General features: G+C 60.6%; 21 protein-coding genes, 1 tRNA gene and 2 pseudogenes. 15 read left to right on the top strand and 9 right to left on the bottom strand.

The features are described from left to right. Window positions 1-112: 112 nt before the first annotated feature. Both metF and MGMSRV2_RS13105 read right to left on the bottom strand, forming a co-directional pair. A complete protein-coding gene (gene metF, locus MGMSRV2_RS13110) occupies window positions 113-994 on the bottom strand; it encodes a methylenetetrahydrofolate reductase (protein WP_024080842.1) in 882 nt (293 codons plus the stop codon). Further along, window positions 991-1,935: an ArsR/SmtB family transcription factor gene (locus MGMSRV2_RS13105; protein WP_024080841.1), complete on the bottom strand. Its 945-nt coding sequence runs from the start codon at window positions 1,933-1,935 to the stop codon at window positions 991-993. Before MGMSRV2_RS13105 ends, metF begins: the two co-directional genes overlap by 4 nt. Window positions 1,936-2,202: 267 nt before the next feature. On the opposite strand from MGMSRV2_RS13105, the gene MGMSRV2_RS13100 reads away from it, so the two are divergent. Together MGMSRV2_RS13100 and MGMSRV2_RS13095 are read left to right on the top strand one after the other, a co-directional pair. Then, the gene (locus tag MGMSRV2_RS13100) at window positions 2,203-2,952 is read left to right on the top strand and encodes an MlaA family lipoprotein (RefSeq protein ID WP_024080840.1); all 750 of its coding nucleotides are present in this window, start codon (window positions 2,203-2,205) and stop codon (window positions 2,950-2,952) included. Between the two features lie 23 nt (window positions 2,953-2,975). Then, window positions 2,976-3,578, top strand: a complete 603-nt coding sequence (locus tag MGMSRV2_RS13095; protein ID WP_158497772.1) for an MlaC/ttg2D family ABC transporter substrate-binding protein — start codon at window positions 2,976-2,978, stop codon at window positions 3,576-3,578. 57 nt (window positions 3,579-3,635) lie between these two features. On the opposite strand, the gene MGMSRV2_RS13090 is transcribed toward MGMSRV2_RS13095, so the two are convergent. Further along, the gene (locus MGMSRV2_RS13090) at window positions 3,636-3,983 is read right to left on the bottom strand and encodes a PilZ domain-containing protein (RefSeq protein ID WP_052588977.1); all 348 of its coding nucleotides are present in this window, start codon (window positions 3,981-3,983) and stop codon (window positions 3,636-3,638) included. A 132-nt stretch (window positions 3,984-4,115) separates the two neighbouring features. Here MGMSRV2_RS13090 and MGMSRV2_RS13085 point away from each other — a divergent pair. The 5 genes from MGMSRV2_RS13085 (at window position 4,116) to MGMSRV2_RS13065 (ending at window position 7,541) form a co-directional block, all read left to right on the top strand. Further along, window positions 4,116-4,191 (top strand) — tRNA-Ala (locus tag MGMSRV2_RS13085). 290 nt (window positions 4,192-4,481) lie between these two features. Beyond that, the gene (locus tag MGMSRV2_RS13080; RefSeq protein WP_024080837.1) at window positions 4,482-5,444 is read left to right on the top strand and encodes a hypothetical protein; all 963 of its coding nucleotides are present in this window, start codon (window positions 4,482-4,484) and stop codon (window positions 5,442-5,444) included. 337 nt (window positions 5,445-5,781) lie between these two features. Next, complete coding sequence (locus MGMSRV2_RS13075) at window positions 5,782-6,090, top strand: hypothetical protein (RefSeq protein WP_024080835.1); 309 nt, start codon at window positions 5,782-5,784, stop codon at window positions 6,088-6,090. Continuing rightward, window positions 6,087-6,611, top strand: coding sequence for a hypothetical protein (locus MGMSRV2_RS13070; RefSeq protein WP_024080834.1), 525 nt, complete (start codon window positions 6,087-6,089; stop codon window positions 6,609-6,611). Before MGMSRV2_RS13075 ends, MGMSRV2_RS13070 begins: the two co-directional genes overlap by 4 nt. A 189-nt stretch (window positions 6,612-6,800) precedes the next feature. Beyond that, window positions 6,801-7,541, top strand: a complete 741-nt coding sequence (locus tag MGMSRV2_RS13065) for a phage Gp37/Gp68 family protein (protein WP_024080832.1) — start codon at window positions 6,801-6,803, stop codon at window positions 7,539-7,541. Here MGMSRV2_RS13065 and MGMSRV2_RS13060 read toward each other — a convergent pair. After that, window positions 7,536-8,369, bottom strand: a complete 834-nt coding sequence (locus MGMSRV2_RS13060) for a three-Cys-motif partner protein TcmP (protein ID WP_158497770.1) — start codon at window positions 8,367-8,369, stop codon at window positions 7,536-7,538. The two genes, MGMSRV2_RS13065 and MGMSRV2_RS13060, sit on opposite strands and share 6 nt — an antisense overlap. Before the next feature lie 195 nt (window positions 8,370-8,564). On the opposite strand from MGMSRV2_RS13060, the gene MGMSRV2_RS13055 reads away from it, so the two are divergent. The 4 genes from MGMSRV2_RS13055 to MGMSRV2_RS21170 all read left to right on the top strand — a co-directional run bounded on the left by MGMSRV2_RS13055 (window position 8,565) and on the right by MGMSRV2_RS21170 (window position 10,056). Further along, window positions 8,565-8,855, top strand: a complete 291-nt coding sequence (locus MGMSRV2_RS13055; protein WP_024080831.1) for a toxin-antitoxin system TumE family protein — start codon at window positions 8,565-8,567, stop codon at window positions 8,853-8,855. Next, window positions 8,852-9,196 carry an HVO_A0114 family putative DNA-binding protein gene (locus tag MGMSRV2_RS13050; RefSeq protein WP_024080830.1) on the top strand — a complete coding sequence of 115 codons (345 nt, stop codon included), beginning with the start codon at window positions 8,852-8,854 and terminating at the stop codon, window positions 9,194-9,196. The genes MGMSRV2_RS13055 and MGMSRV2_RS13050 overlap by 4 nt, the downstream gene beginning before the upstream one ends. Continuing rightward, entirely contained in the window at window positions 9,193-9,444 is a 252-nt protein-coding gene (locus tag MGMSRV2_RS13045; protein WP_024080829.1) for a YgiT-type zinc finger protein, read from the top strand. The genes MGMSRV2_RS13050 and MGMSRV2_RS13045 overlap by 4 nt, the downstream gene beginning before the upstream one ends. 300 nt (window positions 9,445-9,744) lie before the next feature. Next, window positions 9,745-10,056, top strand: coding sequence for a hypothetical protein (locus tag MGMSRV2_RS21170; protein WP_024080827.1), 312 nt, complete (start codon window positions 9,745-9,747; stop codon window positions 10,054-10,056). Here the strand turns inward: MGMSRV2_RS21170 and tnpC are convergent. The 4 genes and pseudogenes from tnpC to MGMSRV2_RS13020 form a co-directional block, all read right to left on the bottom strand. Beyond that, window positions 9,978-11,585 (bottom strand): IS66 family transposase, encoded by a 1,608-nt coding sequence (gene tnpC / locus MGMSRV2_RS13035; protein ID WP_024079059.1) that lies wholly within the window; start codon window positions 11,583-11,585, stop codon window positions 9,978-9,980. The two genes, MGMSRV2_RS21170 and tnpC, sit on opposite strands and share 79 nt — an antisense overlap. 57 nt (window positions 11,586-11,642) lie before the next feature. Continuing rightward, window positions 11,643-11,990 (bottom strand): IS66 family insertion sequence element accessory protein TnpB, encoded by a 348-nt coding sequence (gene tnpB / locus MGMSRV2_RS13030; RefSeq protein WP_024078582.1) that lies wholly within the window; start codon window positions 11,988-11,990, stop codon window positions 11,643-11,645. Continuing rightward, window positions 11,987-12,352 carry an IS66-like element accessory protein TnpA gene (tnpA, locus tag MGMSRV2_RS22445; protein WP_024079338.1) on the bottom strand — a complete coding sequence of 122 codons (366 nt, stop codon included), beginning with the start codon at window positions 12,350-12,352 and terminating at the stop codon, window positions 11,987-11,989. The genes tnpB and tnpA overlap by 4 nt, the downstream gene beginning before the upstream one ends. A gap of 133 nt (window positions 12,353-12,485) precedes the next feature. After that, a pseudogene (locus tag MGMSRV2_RS13020) lies at window positions 12,486-13,139 on the bottom strand (IS3 family transposase); the annotation flags it as partial. On the opposite strand from MGMSRV2_RS13020, the gene MGMSRV2_RS22440 reads away from it, so the two are divergent. Further along, a complete protein-coding gene (locus MGMSRV2_RS22440) occupies window positions 13,083-13,541 on the top strand; it encodes a transposase (protein WP_024080825.1) in 459 nt (152 codons plus the stop codon). The pseudogene MGMSRV2_RS13020 and the gene MGMSRV2_RS22440 sit on opposite strands and share 57 nt — an antisense overlap. A 129-nt stretch (window positions 13,542-13,670) precedes the next feature. Here the strand turns inward: MGMSRV2_RS22440 and MGMSRV2_RS21480 are convergent, their stop codons facing one another. Next, window positions 13,671-13,811, bottom strand: coding sequence for a hypothetical protein (locus MGMSRV2_RS21480; protein WP_158497768.1), 141 nt, complete (start codon window positions 13,809-13,811; stop codon window positions 13,671-13,673). A 472-nt stretch (window positions 13,812-14,283) separates the two neighbouring features. Here MGMSRV2_RS21480 and MGMSRV2_RS13010 point away from each other — a divergent pair, with 472 nt between their 5' ends. From MGMSRV2_RS13010 to MGMSRV2_RS13000, 3 genes and pseudogenes are all read left to right on the top strand, one after another. Beyond that, window positions 14,284-14,496, top strand: a complete 213-nt coding sequence (locus tag MGMSRV2_RS13010) for a hypothetical protein (RefSeq protein WP_024080824.1) — start codon at window positions 14,284-14,286, stop codon at window positions 14,494-14,496. Window positions 14,497-14,646: 150 nt separating this feature from the next. Then, window positions 14,647-14,961, top strand: coding sequence for a response regulator transcription factor (locus MGMSRV2_RS13005; protein ID WP_041633621.1), 315 nt, complete (start codon window positions 14,647-14,649; stop codon window positions 14,959-14,961). Further along, a pseudogene (locus MGMSRV2_RS13000) lies at window positions 14,942-16,028 on the top strand (IS1380 family transposase); the annotation flags it as partial. The gene MGMSRV2_RS13005 and the pseudogene MGMSRV2_RS13000, both read left to right, overlap by 20 nt. Window positions 16,029-16,070 lie beyond the last annotated feature (42 nt).

Below are 16,070 nucleotides of genomic sequence, written 5' to 3'. Positions count from 1 at the left end.
GATCCTCAAGCCCGGCTGCGCCGGAAATAAATGACACGGATGAACACGGATGGACGCGGATGAAACAGGATAAACCATCCGTGTTTATCCGTGTCCATCCGTGTCTTAACCTCTATTGGGCCTTGGGCCGTACCCCCAGGATATGCGAGATCGCATAAGCCAGATCGGCGCGGTTCAGCGTATAGAAATGGAAGTCGGTGACGCCGTCGGCGGCCAGGGCTCGACATTGCTCGGCGGCAACGGTGGCGGCGACCAGACGGCGGGTTTCCGGGTCGTTGTCCAGGCCTTCGAAAAGCTTGGCCATCCATGCCGGCACCGAGGCGCCGCAGGCGGCGGAGAACTTCTGCACCTGGGCGAAATTGGTCACCGGCAGGATGCCGGGCAGCACCGGGACGGTGATGCCGGCGGCACGCACCCGGTCGATGAAACGGCGATAGACGTCGACGTCAAAGAAATACTGGGTGATCGCCCGCGTCGCCCCGGCATCCACCTTGCGCTTCAAATTGTCCAAATCGAAGTCCGCGTTGGGGGCATCCGGGTGCATTTCTGGGTAGGCGGCAACCGAGATCTCGAAATCGTTGATGCGCTTCAAGCCCTTGACCAGATCGACGGCATAGGCATAACCGCCGGGAGTGGGTTGATAGGCGCCCGATCCTTCCGGCGCGTCGCCACGCAGGGCGACGATGTGGCGGATGCCTTCGTCCCAATAACGCCGGGCGATGTCGTCGACCTCGCCCTGGGAATGGCCGACGCAGGTCAGGTGGGCGGCGGGCTTCAACGAACTTTCGCGGGCGATGCGGACCACGGTGTCGTGGGTGCGTTCGCGCGTGGTGCCGCCGGCACCATAGGTCACCGAGACGAAGCTGGGGGCCAAAGGCTCCAGGCGTTTGACGCATTCCCACAGGGTTTCCTGCATCTTTTCCGTCTTGGGCGGAAAGAACTCAAAGGAAACGCTGACCGGCTTGGCCGAAGCGGCGGCGATGGGAAGGTTCACGGATGGTCTCCTGTCGTTTTCTTTTCGGCGCTCCACAGCACCACAGTCAAGGGCTTGCCCGGCAGACGCACGGGCGGGCGGGTCTGCAACCCGGCGATGCTGAACCACTGTCCGACCTCGGCATCGCTGAAGCCCAGGCGGCGGTGGGCGTGCTGGTCGCGCAAAATTTCCTGGTCATGCGGGGCGAAGTCCACCACCAGCAGCACGCCGCCGGGGCGCAGGATACGAGCAGCCTCGGCCACCACGGCGGCGGGGTCGGCGGCATAATGCAGCACCTGATGGATGGTGACCACATCCGCCGATGCCGCCGTCAACGGCACCTGGGTGATGTCGCCCTGACGGACCATGCAATGGCGCAGATCGGCGCGCTCCAGATTGGCCCGCGCCACCGCCAGCATCTCACGCGACAGATCGATGCCGATGCCGCGCTCCACGTGCGGGGCCAGCACTTCCAGCACCCGCCCGGTCCCCGTACCCAAATCCACCAGGTCGCCGACACGACGGCCCCGGAGGGCGGCGACCAGGGCGCGCTCGACCTCGCTGTCGTCCACGTGCAGCGAGCGCAATTGGTCCCAACGCCCGGCATTCTCGGTGAAGTAATCCTGGGCGCGGGTGGCGCGGGCGGCACGGATGGCATCCAGGCGCGACTGATCCAGGCCAAGCATGGCATCGTCGGCGGGCAGCATGGACAACAGGCGCTGCGCCAGATCAGCCCCCGCCCCCTTGGCGGCGACCCGGTAAAACACCCAAGCCCCCTCGGGGAAACGGTCAAGTAGGCCGGATTCACACATCAGCTTGAGATGACGCGATACCCGGGGCTGGCTTTGCCCCAGAATATGGGTCAATTCCGACACCGTCAGGTCGCCATGGCCCAGCAACCGCAGCAGACGCAAACGCGTCGGCTCCGCCGCTGCCCGCAATGCCGCCAGAATGTCGTCCACGACGCCCTCCGCCAAATTCAAGAAACATATAAACATATCTTTATGCGTTATGGAAAGCAGAATCCGGCGCTGCCGGTGACCCGGTGTGTCATTCGTGCAACATTTCGCCATGACGAAAAAAGCATCGGTTTTGTGCCTACTGGTGTTTCCCTTCCGACTGTGTTACCTCCAATGGTGCAAGGAAGCCGCACCTGCGGAGTCTTGTCGTCTGGTGATCCGGGCGTTTCGGATTAGTCTTGAGGTCTAGAAAGCAGGATGCCAGCCTTCATGCCCCGCTCCGTCGTCGCTCGCTTCGCCGCGCCCCTTTTCGCCATCGCCCTGCTTGCCGGCTGTGCCACCCCGCCGCCAGCCGACGACAAGGAGGCGATGATGGAGTGGGATCAGAACAACGATCCGCTCGAGCCCATGAACCGGGCCATCTTCGACTTCAACCAGGCTGTCGATAAGGCGCTGTTGAAGCCGATTGCCCAGGGCTATGGCGCCATCATGCCGCAATACGGCAAGGACCGGGTGCGTGACTTCATCCGTAATCTGCGGGCCCCGGTGGTCTTCTTTAACGACGTCTTGCAAGGTCAGCCCGACCGCGCCATGCAGACGCTGATGCGTTTCGCCTTCAACACCGGCTTCGGTATCGCTGGCCTGATTGACGTGGCCGAGCCCGGCGGCATCCCTTATCACGACGAAGATTTTGGCCAGACCTTTGCTGTTTGGGGCATTGGCGAGGGTCCGTATCTGGTTCTGCCCATTCTGGGCCCGTCCAACCCCCGTGACGGTGTCGGCATCGCCACCGAATGGCTGGTCGATCCGTTCAATCTGTACATGGATCACATCGACCGCTCCTGGCCGGTGTGGACCCGCGCCGGAATCTCTGGCCTGGAAAAGCGTGAACGTCTGCTGGCGCCGCTGGACGAGATCGAGCGTTCGTCGCTGGATTATTACTCGGCCTTGCGCTCGACCTATCGGCAGAATCGTAATGCCGAGGTCAAGAATGCCCTCAATCCGACGGGGCTGCGCTAATTATGTTGAGCCGGCGGATTTTATTGCTGAGTGCTGTCGCTGCGGCGACCTGCCTGCATGTGCCCTCCATCGCTTTCGCCGTTGAGGTCAAAGCGCGTTCCTTCATCCAAGATTTGGCCGATACCGCCATGAACACGGTGGCGGTGAAGGATCTGTCGGACGCCGAGCGGGCTTTGCGCTTCCGCAATCTGTTCGTCAATACCTTCGACTTGCCGGAAATCAGCAAGTTGGTGCTGGGGCGCTATTGGCGTCCTCCGACCACGGCTGAGCAGCGCGGTGAATTCCAGAAGCTGTTCGAGGACATCCAGGTCTATACCTGGACACGCCGATTCAAGGAATATTCCGGCGAAACCCTGGATATTTTTGGCGTCGAACCCGATGCCAGCGGTGATTCGTTGGTGGTTTCGCAGATTCGCCGCCATAATCTGGCGCCGATCAATGTCTCCTGGCGGGTGCGCAAGGATGGCGAGACATTCCGCGTTGTCGACATCATTGTCGAAGGTGCCTCGATGATTGTCACCTACCGCTCGGATTACAGCGGTGTGTTGTCGAGCCAAGGCGGCAAGCTGGACAGTCTGCTGGCGGTGATGCGGCAAAAGGCCGATCAGCTTAAGGCCGGATCCTAACGATCCTGCTATTTTTCCGGTGGTGTCCGGTCGCGCCGGCCTTGGCGCTTTGGTTTATCAATAGCCGTAGGGACGATCGCCCCACAGCAGCGTGGCGACGTGGCGGCTGACCATTTTCATCAGGTCATAAGACGGACGAACGAATTGTACGGCCACCCAATTGGGGGTAATGGCGCGAATATCCGCCTTGCCCTTGGCCTTGCGCATGTCGGGAAAATGAGATGACACCATCTCGAATTCCAGCACCTCACCCTTCCAGGTCCGGCGTCCGGCTGGCAGGGGGAACTTCATGCCGCCGATGGAAATATCCAGCACCTCGATATCGGCATCCTCGACGCGGATAACCAGTCCAGTTCCGGGGTGACGATCATCAAAACGGCGGTCATTACTGGTCTTCTTGATCATCTGGAAATTCCAATCGGCCCCGATACGATAAGGGATATTAACTTGGCTGGAGTGATCGCGCCACCACCGATAAAGGATGGTGACGCTACCCTTGACAGCCCTTCGTCCATCCCCTAATTTCCCCACCTCGCTGGGGCCGTAGCTCAGATGGGAGAGCGCCGCAATCGCACTGCGGAGGTCAGGGGTTCGATTCCCCTCGGCTCCACCAGCCCCTTCACACGCCGAATCCATCGACTAGCCTAGCACAGTCGACTGTGGAGCGCAAGGTAACGCTTGCAATGGAGTGGCGTGGATATCCAGAAGACATAAGCAAAAAGGCCGCTAACCCAGAGGATTAGCGACCTGCGCCGAAGCGCTAAGAAAACTTGTTTGGCGACATCTTTCTTAGCCCGACGCAGGCCGCACTGTCAACGGAAAACCGTGAGGTTTCCGAACGGGTTAACTCGTCCCTTTTTTCTACCGTCGTGATGTTGATCCACGTTCCTCCTTGGAGGGGCGATGCATAAATCCGAGTACATGCGGTCTCTGTATGAGGCCAGCTTTCACGCATCCCATGCGTTGGGCTCGCAGAGCCGGACGCTGGAAGCGGCTATTGTCGAGGCGCGCAAGAAGCATGCGCCGGCTCTGATCGGCGCCAGCCTGGAACGTTACCGGCCTTCCCAGCAGGAGGACAGGCCGGTCGCGGTCGTTTGCACCAGGCGCCAGCGTGGGCCATCGCGCCGCATGGTCCAGCAGCGCCGTGCCGCGCATGCGCGGGCACGGTGGCCGTGGAAACTCCAAACGCAATGGCCATGGACCGATGCCGAGGTTTGTCTGATCGACGCGCTGTTATTCCTGGGTGGCGCCAGCGGCGAATTCGACGTGTACCGGTCCGAGCTTGAGAACCGGGCCGGTGTCCGTCCATCCACCCAGCGGGCGGCAGAGGCCAGGTTGCGCGATCTCGGCCTGCTGGACGTGATCGAGAACCGCCGTGAATACGACCGCAACGATGCCAACAGCTACCAACTCAAAGGGGTCTTGAAAGAAGCCGCCCGTATCTTGTGGGTGCGAAGGGGGGAGGGTACAAAACTTTGCGCACCCTTCGGGGGTCTTGAGAATCAAGAACCCCATACATCTCCTACATTGGCGCCGCCGACGTTGCTAAAACGGACGCCTGGACGGCGCCCTCCCGTCACCCCCGAACCCAAGGCCAGGGCTGAACGCTTCGACCACCTCGCCACGGGTGTGCCGACCTCCCCCCAATCAGGGGAGGTATGTAAGTTGCTCGGCAGGAACGAGCAGGCGAAGCCGGCAGCGGCAAACGCGGCTGGCGATGGTGTCGCTGAAACCGTGGCGCTGGACCTGATCCGTTCATTTCTGCCCGAGGTGGCCCCGGCAGAGGCACCGCCCGATAACGTGGACGATGCCTTGGCCTTGGCCGACCGGCTTCAGCGAACCTATTCGTGTTGGGCAATACCGTGAAGCCATTGACCACCTTTTCCACCTGATCACCGTCGATTATTGCGCCTGCGTCGGCCTTCGGGAGCGAACCACTTGGGCCGGTATTGCCCGCAAGGTTCTGGCTGAGGTCGAACAATTGGAATGCCTCAGGGCCAAAGCCGATGACCGCCGCCGCCAAGCGCGATGCATTCTGGCCGCCAAGGCGCGCCTTTCCGATTTCCCGGACAATACCGCCTTGATGCCGAATGGGGAGGGTTGAAACCATGACCAGCCCTATCACCACTTCCCATCCCGACCATGTTGAAATCGTCCTGACCGACAGTGTGTTGACCGCCCTCCAGGGGCAGGAGCGCTGGTCATGAGCATGAGCCAGATCGACACGATGACCCCCGGCGCCGCCCAGGCCATCACCTATCACAACCAGGAAGCCGATTCCGCCCATAAGCAGGCCGTGCAGGCTCTCGACACCTACAACCGGGCCATGCGGCAGTTGCAAGCCGCCTTGGCCCAAGGCGATGGCGACGCCGCTGAACTGGCCGAAGCTTGGGCCGATACCGCCTGGAAGAACGTGCAGGCGCTGTTGCAGCAGGGCTATCAGCATCGCAATTCCGCCGCCATCGCCGCCGGCATGGCCGCCGAGATCGAGAACGACAGGAGGAAGGCATGATCGACGACGCCCCTGGGTCGGTCGCGAAGCTTGTTTCGCCATCCATGTACACGGTTCCCAAATCAAGCCCGCCTGAGGCACCTGAGGCGCCCCCGGTGACCCAGAGCAGCCGGAAGGAGGAAACAGCGCCCAAGTGCTGCCGCTGGTGCGGCGCGGTGATGCTCAATCCGCGTCGTAATCAGAAATGTTGCAGTGCCGTATGTCGGGAAGCCTATGAACGGCAAAAGCGCCAGCAGTCTCGACAGAATGCGGTTGAAAAACCGAAGTGCAAATGCCTGTGGTGCGGTGGCGACTTCGACCAGGTGCGCAAGGCGCAGGAATTTTGCTGCCCGGAACACCAGCAGGCTTTCAACAACTTCTGGAAGGGCAAGGGGCCGGCGTTGGCCAAGGCCCTGCACGCCTGGCGCGTCGGTAAGGAGCCGGGAGGATTGACCAAGGTGTGCCGGGAGTTTTCCGCCGCCAGGGAGGAACTTCAGGACAAGCAGGCCAAGGCCAAACGGACTACGACGGGGAGGAAGTGAAAATGTTCCAGCTTATGCGACAGTGCCGTGTTGAGCCCGCTTTCCCTCCAGGCGACATATTGGTACTGCACTCCGCTCCGCTCAATCTGTGGTTTTCGCGGTCTGATTAACCAATTCGCAGGCGTTCTATTCTACTTTTATGAAATGATTCTGGCCGTTTCGTAGTGGATATGGTCACAGGAGGAAGTCGTGAGCACTAATACGACGATTGAATGGACAGAGCAGACCTGGAACCCGACCACCGGCTGTACCAAGATTTCGCCCGGTTGTAAGCATTGCTATGCCGAAGTCATGGCGCGACGCCTCCATGCCATGCGTGCACCCGGCTATGACCAGGAATTCAAGCTCGCGCTTCATCCGCATCGTATTTTCCAGCCACAGGCTCGTAGAAAGCCGACCATCTATTTCGTCAATTCGATGAGCGATCTTTTCCACTACGACATTCCAGATAGCTTTCTTGACCAAGTCTTCACGGTTATCGCCGACACCCCTCGACACACCTATCAAATCCTGACCAAGCGAGCTGACCGATTGCCGGCTTACTTCTCATCGCGCCGCTGTCCACCGAATGTATGGTTGGGTGTGTCTGTCGAGGATCGTGCTTATGGACTGCCGCGCATTGACTATCTGCGACAAGTTGAAGCTCGGGTGCGGTTTTTGTCGATAGAGCCACTACTCGAAGACCTGGGCGAGTTCGACCTGTCCGGAATTCATTGGGCAATTGTTGGCGGGGAATCTGGTCACAAGGCCCGTCCGATGGAGCCCGCCTGGGTCGAGAGTATTCAGCGCCTCTCCGAACAAGCCGGCGTCGCCTTCTTTTTCAAGCAATGGGGAGGTTGGGGCGCTGATGGCGTCAAGCGCCACAAAAAGGCGAATGGCAGGGAATTCAATGGGCGTACATGGGATGCCTACCCTGGAATTCAATTATAAATTTTTGATGATGTGGTCAGCAATTTTGGTTGCGATGCCGCATGCCCTTTGATTCGGGTTGGATACTGCAAAATATAAAGCAAATAACGGTGCGCCTGTTGACTGTCTCAGTATTTTAGGTGTTGTTGTGGCTGGAAAGAGATTTTTAAGGCGATTTGAAACAAAATCAAGCATTTCGCTGTGGCTTGCTGTCCTTACATCAGAATCATTTCCAAACAATGATGGCTGCCTCGGCGGTGCGTAGAACTTTTCCTTCCATGCCTCCGTTCCTAATAACCGTGTAATTGCGGCTTCTTTTTCAGGAGCGAGACGATCCGCATTTTTCGCAGCCTGTCGGTAAAGTGCTGAATATGGGAACAGATACCATATGTCAATCGCCTGTGTGTTTGCGATTGCTCTGAGCGTATCCCACTCAACATTCATTCCGTATGGGTCTAAGAATAATACGGCTCTTGTATTTTTCCAATTATTTGTCATGCAAATACTGCGTAGTGCAATATTTGCATCGTCTTTAATTAATTTTACGGAGCGGCCTTGGTGTTCTGTGGCCAGTGATTCTAATGCTCGATGCTTCTTTTCATCCATTTCTATGAAATAGAGCTTATCAAACGCTGGTTGCGCCTCCAGTGCAATCCTGGCTGACCCATCAACGCTTGTGGCGGCACCATCAATTTTAATGTCGCAACGACCGGTTCCTGCGAAGGCGTCAATATAAAGGAGTTGAAAGCTCTGTCGGCTCAGCGCAGTGGTGAATGCGGGGAGATAGCTCTTTAACGCAGCCAGTTTAACAAGTGTCCAGGCTCCTCCAAAATTGTGATGATCACTCACTTTGGCCTCTCCTGATGCGGATGCAATTGGGCTTTATCTATTTTTGGTAGATAAGGCTACGATTATGATGATTAAGCATCAATACAAATTTCGCGAAAAATTGATTCTGGATGTTAGCACTTGGGTTGCGGGCTGCTTCTCGCTCAGCATATATGGCGTTTGACGCCATATATGGTTTATGGCATTATATGCCCTATGAAAAAGGCTGAACAAATCTTCCGCGACAAGCTCGCTTATCCTGATGGGGCCATTCTCGAAATGACCATCTGGAAAGTGCCGCAGCCGGTTCGCGGAAGCGACCACGGGCTGAAATACAGCCTTTTCTATGGCTATGCTGGCCGTCGGCTGGTTGCCTATGACAACGAGCCCGGCAAGGGCGATCATCGCCATTACGGCGAACGCGAGGAAGTTTACCAGTTTGTTTCCGTCGAGGTTCTGCTGGCTGATTTCCTGGCGGATGTAGAACGGTGCAGAGGTGGAAAATGAGCGACGTTAAACTTCATGTCGGCACGGCTGAAGACATGGCCAAGCGATTTGCCGAGGCATGGCACAAGGCCGAGCAGGGACAGGATGTGCAGGAAAGCCATCTGACCTTTCTGGACCTCGATTCTTTGCTGGCGGCCTTGACCAACAAACGCATGGAATTGTTGCGACACCTGCACCAGCAGCCGGCCCGGAGCGTTGCGGCCCTGGCTCGCGGCCTGGGCCGGGATTACAAGCGCGTTCACGAGGACGTGGACGCGCTTGCCCAACTGGGGCTGATCGAACGGAATAAAACGATGGTTCGCGTCACCGTCGATGAAATCCAGGCGAGTCTGCGACTGTGAGCGACCAGCCCAACAGGGTGACGTGTCATGAATGTGGTGCGGGGATGGACCGCGACATTCGCCCCATGGCGATTACCTACAAAGGCCACACTCTGACCGTCCAGCAACCGGGCTGGTATTGCGCTTGTGGCGAAGGAGTCTTGACCGCCGAGGATAGCGCCGCCACCCAGATAGATTTTCGGCACCTTCTGGGTGTGCAAGATACGACCCGGCAGCATGAGGACGGTTATTCGGACAAGCACGCCTGACGGCCTTGTTTGCGGAGCCATGTACATGGATCGGCTAACAAGCCCGGCAAGGGTGACAGCGGCGCCAGGGCCTATCACTGGGTAGCCAATGCGGGAACGGGCGGCCACAGTCGGTGCGGGACGGCCTCCACCGACACGGCTTCGTGGCTTTGGTCCTACAGGGGAGGGTGGCCGGCGGCAATGACGCTTTTTGGCTCCCCCACGCCGGCACGCCGGCGCGGTCCCCCCAAAAAGCTATGCCCCCGCTCACCCTCCCCTGTTGACGGACCGCCATCGAAACCGCGCCGATGGAGGCCCTCAATGACCCGCACCGCCGAAACCACCCAAACCTTCCTGCAATGGCACGACGATATCCCCTATCTGATCACCTGGACCCCCGGCCCCGTCGTCGGCACCCTCAGCGCCCACGTCGCCGATGACGACTTCGCCCAACTGGCCGCTGAACCCTGGTCCACCGACATCCGCATGGAGGTCGCCACCGCCGCCTTGGCGCAGAGTATCCATCCGGTGAAGGACGCAGGGGGGGGGCGGCGTCAGGCGGCGACGGCGGAGGCCGGGTTGGCGTTCCGCCAGTTCCAGGGCAGGAGTTCGTCGATGCGGCTGGCGGGGTGACCCGCGATCCGTGCAAGGACATCGGCCAGCCAGGCTTGCGGATCGATGTCGTTCATCTTGGCTGTGACGATGAGGCTGTACATGGAGGCGGCACGCTGTCCACCGCGGTCGGACCCGGCGAAGAGCCAGGACTTCCGGCCGAGCGCGATGCCACGAAGGGCGCGTTCGGCGGAATTGTTGGTCATGCAGACGCGGCCGTCGTCGAGGAAGCGGGTGAAGGCGGGCCAGCGTTTCAGCATGTAGTCCATGGCCTTGGCAAGATCGTTGCCTCGCGACAGACCGGCGCGCTTCTCCGTCAGCCATCGTTCCAGGTCGGCGACCAGGGGGGCGCTGAGCTCCTGGCGGATCGCCCGCCGCCGGTCGGCGTCCTGGCCGCTGATGGCGCGCTCGATCTCGAACAGGGCGTCGATGCGCCGGACCGCCTCCAGCGCCAGGGGCGAGATCACCGAGGCAGCCCGGCCCTCGGCCTTGCGGCGGGCATTGGCCGCCAGGTCGGCTAGGGCGAAGAACGGACGCCTCGCATGCGCCCAGCAGGCGGCCTCCAGGATTGGCCCGGGTTTTCGGTCGGGCAGGTAGAGTGCGCCATAGCCCCCATAGGCGTCCGCCTGGAGCAGCCCGGCATACCCAGCGAGATGGGCCTGGGGGTGTTCACCTCTCCGGTCGCGCGAATAGTAGAACATGGCCGCCGGTGGTGCCGGTCCGCCGAAGGGGCGGTCGTCGCGGACATAGACCCAACATCGGCCGGTGTCGGTCTTGCCCTTCGCCAGGACGGGCACCGTGGTGTCGTCGCCATGCAGACGCGCGGCGGCAAACACATGGGCCTCGATGCGCCGGATCAACGGCTCCAGGGCGGCGCAGCCGGCGCCCACCTGGTCGGCCAGCGTGGACAGGCTGAGCGGCACACCCTCCTTGGCATAGCGCTCGGCCTGGCGGTTCAGCGGCTGGTGCTGCCCGAACTTCTCGAACAGGATCATGGCCAGCAGGCTGGGGCCGGCCCAGCCGCGCGGGGTCACATGGAAGGGCGCCGGCGCCTGGCTGATCTTCTCGCAGTCCCGGCAGCTGAACTTCTCGCGGACCCGCTGGATGACCTTCCACTGGCGCGGGATCACCTCCAGGGTCTCGGTGACGTCCTCGCCGATCTTGCGCAGACGGTCACCGCCGCAGCAGGAGCAGGCCGACGGAGCCGGCTCGACCACCCGCTCGCGCGGCAAATGCTCGGGAAACGGCTTGCGGGCAGGCCGGTTGCGGGTGAAGGCCGCCACGTTGGTGGTGCGCGCCGCGGCCTTCTCGGCGGTGATCTCGTCCTCGGTGGCCGCCGCCGCCAGTTCCTCGAACGCCAGCTCCATCTGGTCGATCAGGCGGGCCGAGCGTTCCGCCTGGGGGCCGTAGAGTTCGCGCTTCAGTTTCTCGATCTGCAGCTTCTGGTGCGCGATCAGCGCCTGGTCCTCGGCGGCCCTGGCGCGCGCGACCGCCAGCTCCGCCCTCAGGGCGTCGATGTCGTCTGTCGGGGTCTCGCGGCCGATTTCCATGCCCCAATGGAATCATAAAACCCGGCCGCTGACTCGCTAAAAATGTGGGTTTCCGCCCTATCCGGCACTTCGCGGGCGGAAGGTGTGGCGCGGGTTGCGCCAGTCGATCCCGTCGAGCATGTAGGCCAGTTGGGCCGACGAGATCGCCACCACGCCGTCAGCCGGAGAGGGCCAGATGAACCGCCCCTTCTCCAGGCGCTTGGCGTACAGCGACATGCCCAGGCCGTCGTGCCAAAGGACCTTGATCAGATCCCCCCGAGCACCCCGGAAAACGAACAGGTCACCGGCGTGGGGATCGCGGCCGAGCGCCTCCTGCACCTGCAGCGCCAAGCCGTTCATGCCGCGCCGCATGTCCGTCCGCCCGACCGCCAGCCAGACCCGGACGCCCGTCGGAACCGGGATCATCGCCGCTCCAGCACGTCCAAGACCCGGCACAGCAGCTGGGCACCGACACCATCGCCGACACGGACACGGTAGCCACCAGCCAGATCGATCTCCACCACGCCGGCAGAAGAAGAGGCTTCCTTCCGCCCGGAGGCCGCCATGTCCTCGGCCACCACCACCGGCACCATATGGGCCGGCACCGTCTCGCCCTGTTGTCCCCCGAAACGCTTGCGCCAAGTGAAAACCTGATTGTCGTTGACCCCGTACCGCCGCGCCACCCCGGCCACAGAGGCCCCGGGCTCGTAGGTCGCCGCGACGATCTCCCGCTTCAGATCCTCAGGCCAAGAACGGTTCCGCCGCCGCCCGGTCGAGTTTCTGTCCATAAATGAATCCGTGGACACTTCCGCCAACTTCAACGCCAATCAGGCGATCAGCTTCGCCGAAGCTCACCCGGCCGGGAAGGCGGTCCACGCCGGAGGGATACGCTTTGCCCCCGAAACTGGTGCTTCCATTCATGGGGCAAGTCTCGCCGGGCATGGAATGCCGGCGGAAAGGCATGCCCGATCTACACTCGACAAGACCAATACGGCGAGCGGCGCCTGGGCCGACACGGCCTTGGTTGCGTGATTGCCAAGCCGTTCGCCAGATCATCTCGGATTTGATGGTTTTGAAGACGGTCTCGACCATAGCGTTGTCGTCGCAGTTCCCTTTGCCGCTCATGGAGGGTACGACGCCGCGGTCTTTTTGGTAGTCGTCCGAGCAATATTGGCTGCCGCGATCCGAATGATGGATGGCGCCCTGCGGCGGCTGACGCAGCACCAAGGCCCGCTTCAGGGCGGTCAACGCCAGATCCTTCTTCATCCGGTCGCTGGTCGCCCAGCCGACGATGCGCCGTGAAAATAGATCGACGACGATGGCCAGATACAGCCAGCCCTCCGCCGTCCAGATATAGGAAATGTCGGCACCCCATTTCTCGTTGGGTTGCTCGGCAATGAAATCCTGGTCCAGGACATTGGGGGCAATCGGCCCGCCGTGCTCGCTGTCCGAGGTCTTCTTGAACCTGCGCTTTTGCAAAGCTTTCAGGCCATTTTCCCGCATCAGACGGGCAACACGATGACGTCCAATGGCAAGCCCATCTTCCCGCAATTCCACATGCATGCGCGGGCTGCCATCCGGGTGCGTCCCGCCCACCGCGACACCTTGCACTCCGAACCCAGACCGGAAGAATGGTTCATGGTCGAGTGGCCCGAGGATGAAGCCGAACCGACCAAATACTGGTTCTCCACCTTGCCCGATGACATGAAGCTGGCCGACCTCGTCGAAATCACCAAGTTGCGCTGGCGTATCGAGCGCGATTTCCAGAACCTCAAGCAGGAACTCGGCCTCGGTCACTACGAAGGTCGAGGGTGGCGCGGATTCCACCACCACGCAGCGCTGTGCATCGCCGCCTACGGATTCCTCATCACCGAGAGGAGTCTGATTCCCTCCTCAGGACTTTGCTCCGCCCCGATCCGCCAAGCGCCTGCCTTACCCGACGGTTACCGACCCCGAGGATCCGCCCGTCCGGCCTGAGCGCCACGTGATGACGTCGATCACCACCATACGGATTCGATTGACACGGGCACTCGCCCGACGATTACCAAGATGTCCTTGTTGCCAAAGGCCAATTATTGAATATCGTTTATTTATGACGCAGTAGAATTAACCCGCGCCAGCCTGATTGAACAGGATCTGCGGGCCTTCCTGGCCGCCGTCCAGAATGAAAAGCTGGTTCTGGCCGATGACAAAGCCCGGATGGCGGAATTCATGGAACGGCACGGCCAGGCCGCCGCATTTGATCAATGCCGCGCCGACTCTTTGGCAATTGCCAATCTGCGCAATGGCAGTTGTATGTCGCTGATGGCCGCTATCGGACCCAGACTGCTACCACCCCCGCAATAGCTGCCATCACAGCCAGCCACGCAAACCATGGCTTGGAGCGGCGGCGAATTGGCGGAGGCGCAGATAGACCAAAGTGACGCATGAGTGTTCCAAAATGCAGATGGCCGACCGGGTGGCTGTCGAAGGCGGCTCGGTCGGCCTCGCGGGGGGCCGAATTGGTGAAACTGCTCCCCTGACGGAATTGTGCTCTATCTCCAAGAGCAGTCAAGCAATTGATACCGGCAGACAAGACGCGCGGTGAGCCCGGTGGCTGCCACGCAGCAAGTGACCGCGATGTCCCCAGGTTGGGCTGATCCCATAATCTTGGTTTCAATCTGTCACTTGATCAGACCGTCGTCAGTGTGCAATGAAACGCTCCCAAGGGGAGTGGATCATGAAAGCTGTTACCCTTGGCGATCTTTATCAGAGTGACGGTCGGAGCCGGACGGTTTGGTCGGTGGACAGCATCATCGACGTCCCGAAGTCGGGAACCATGGTGCGGCTGGCGAAGATCGATGGTTATGGCTCGGTAACCGTCCATCTGTCTCAACTGGGAGTCGGCAGCGGCTTCACCAAGATCGATGAGGTTCTCATCCAGACCCGTTGACACGCCAAATGATGGAACTGCGTGTTTATAGTGTGTGCCCGAATTTCAAGTGGATCTGCATTATCGGGTGCATTCCAGACGGAATCGAAGCATACTTTGGGCGTGGCTCTCATATGGCCAATGGCGTGAAAAGTGGGCTTGGCATTTCCGATGAAGATCATTATTGTCGATGATGACCCGTTGTTTCGCGAGGGTCTACGTCACATCCTCACCCTGTACGTGGAAGCTTCGCAAATTGTGGAAGCGAGCAGTTTCGCAGAAGTCATTGAGCCGGGAGAACGTGAATCTGGCATCGACTTGGCTCTGCTCGATCTGACAATGTCCGGTGGGCCTTGGCCTGAATGTCTAAGCTCGTATTTCCCAGATGCCCCCCCCGGTTTCGTGACGCATGACCGCGAATCTGGTATAAAAATCAAGGCGATGACGGCGCCTGGAGAGGGCCATCATGGAGATGGCGGCGGGTGAAACGGAATCGACCGCCGCCTGAAGCTGGAATTCCACGGTTCGAAGGTGACCTCCGACGCCGGGCTGCTCGCCTTCAGGGAATTGGACGATGCCCTCGGTTTGACCGAGATGGCCGGGCAGGTGCTGGCCGACATCAGGACCGGCAAGAACAACCGCCACACCCTGACGGCGCAATTCCGGCAATCGGTGTTCGGACGCCTTGCTGGGTACGAGGATGTCAACGACGCCGACCGCCTTGGCCATGATCCGGCGATGCGCTGGATCGTCGGCGGTCGGGCAGTGACCAAGGAAGCCGCGTCCACCAGCCAAATGGGGCGGTTCGAGACCGAGGAGCTGACCAGCAAGGCCAACCTCACCGCCCTGGCCGACCTTTCGGAGCAATGGATCGACGCGTTTCATGCCCGCCGCCCCACCAATGTGGTGGTGCTGGACATGGACAGCAGCGTCAGCCCGACCCATGGCGAACAGGAAGGTACCGCCTACAACGGCCACTTCGGCTGCACCTGCTATCACCCGCTGTTCGTCTTCAACCAATTCGGCGACCTGGAACGCACCAGCCTGCGCTCGGGCAACGTCCACAGCGCCGACGACTGGCGCTCGTGCTGGAACCGGTGGTGACGCGGTATCGGGACAAGACCAAGCGGCGGTTCTTCCGGGGTGATGCTGCCTTCGCCCTGCCCGACCTCTACGGCTATCTGGAAGCTGAGGGCTACAAGTACACCATCCGCCTCAAGGCCAACGTGGTCCTCCAGGGCCACATCGCCCACTTGCTGAAACGCCCGGTCGGTCATCCGCCCAAGCATGTCCAACGGTTCTACGCCAGCTTCAGGTATCAGGCCGGATCATGGAGCCGGAAGCGCCGCGTGGTCGCCAAGGTCGAATGGCATCCCGGCGAACTGTATCCCCGCGTCGGCTTCATCGTCACCAATCTGACCCGGCCCGCCGCCCGCGTGGTCGCCTTCTACAATCAGCGGGGCACGGCGGAGCAGTACATCAAGGAGGGCAAGAACGCGGTGAAGTGGACCCGGCTGTCGTGCCGGACGATGAAGGCCAACGCGGTGCGGCTTGACGGCTGGTCTCCATGCACCGATGGAATCATAAATTCTATG

This window comes from Magnetospirillum gryphiswaldense MSR-1 v2, from assembly GCF_000513295.1.
Classification (GTDB): Bacteria; Pseudomonadota; Alphaproteobacteria; order Rhodospirillales; family Magnetospirillaceae; genus Magnetospirillum; species Magnetospirillum gryphiswaldense.
Note: the sequence above shows the minus strand (reverse complement) of the source record. Positions and strands in the feature narration are given on the sequence as shown.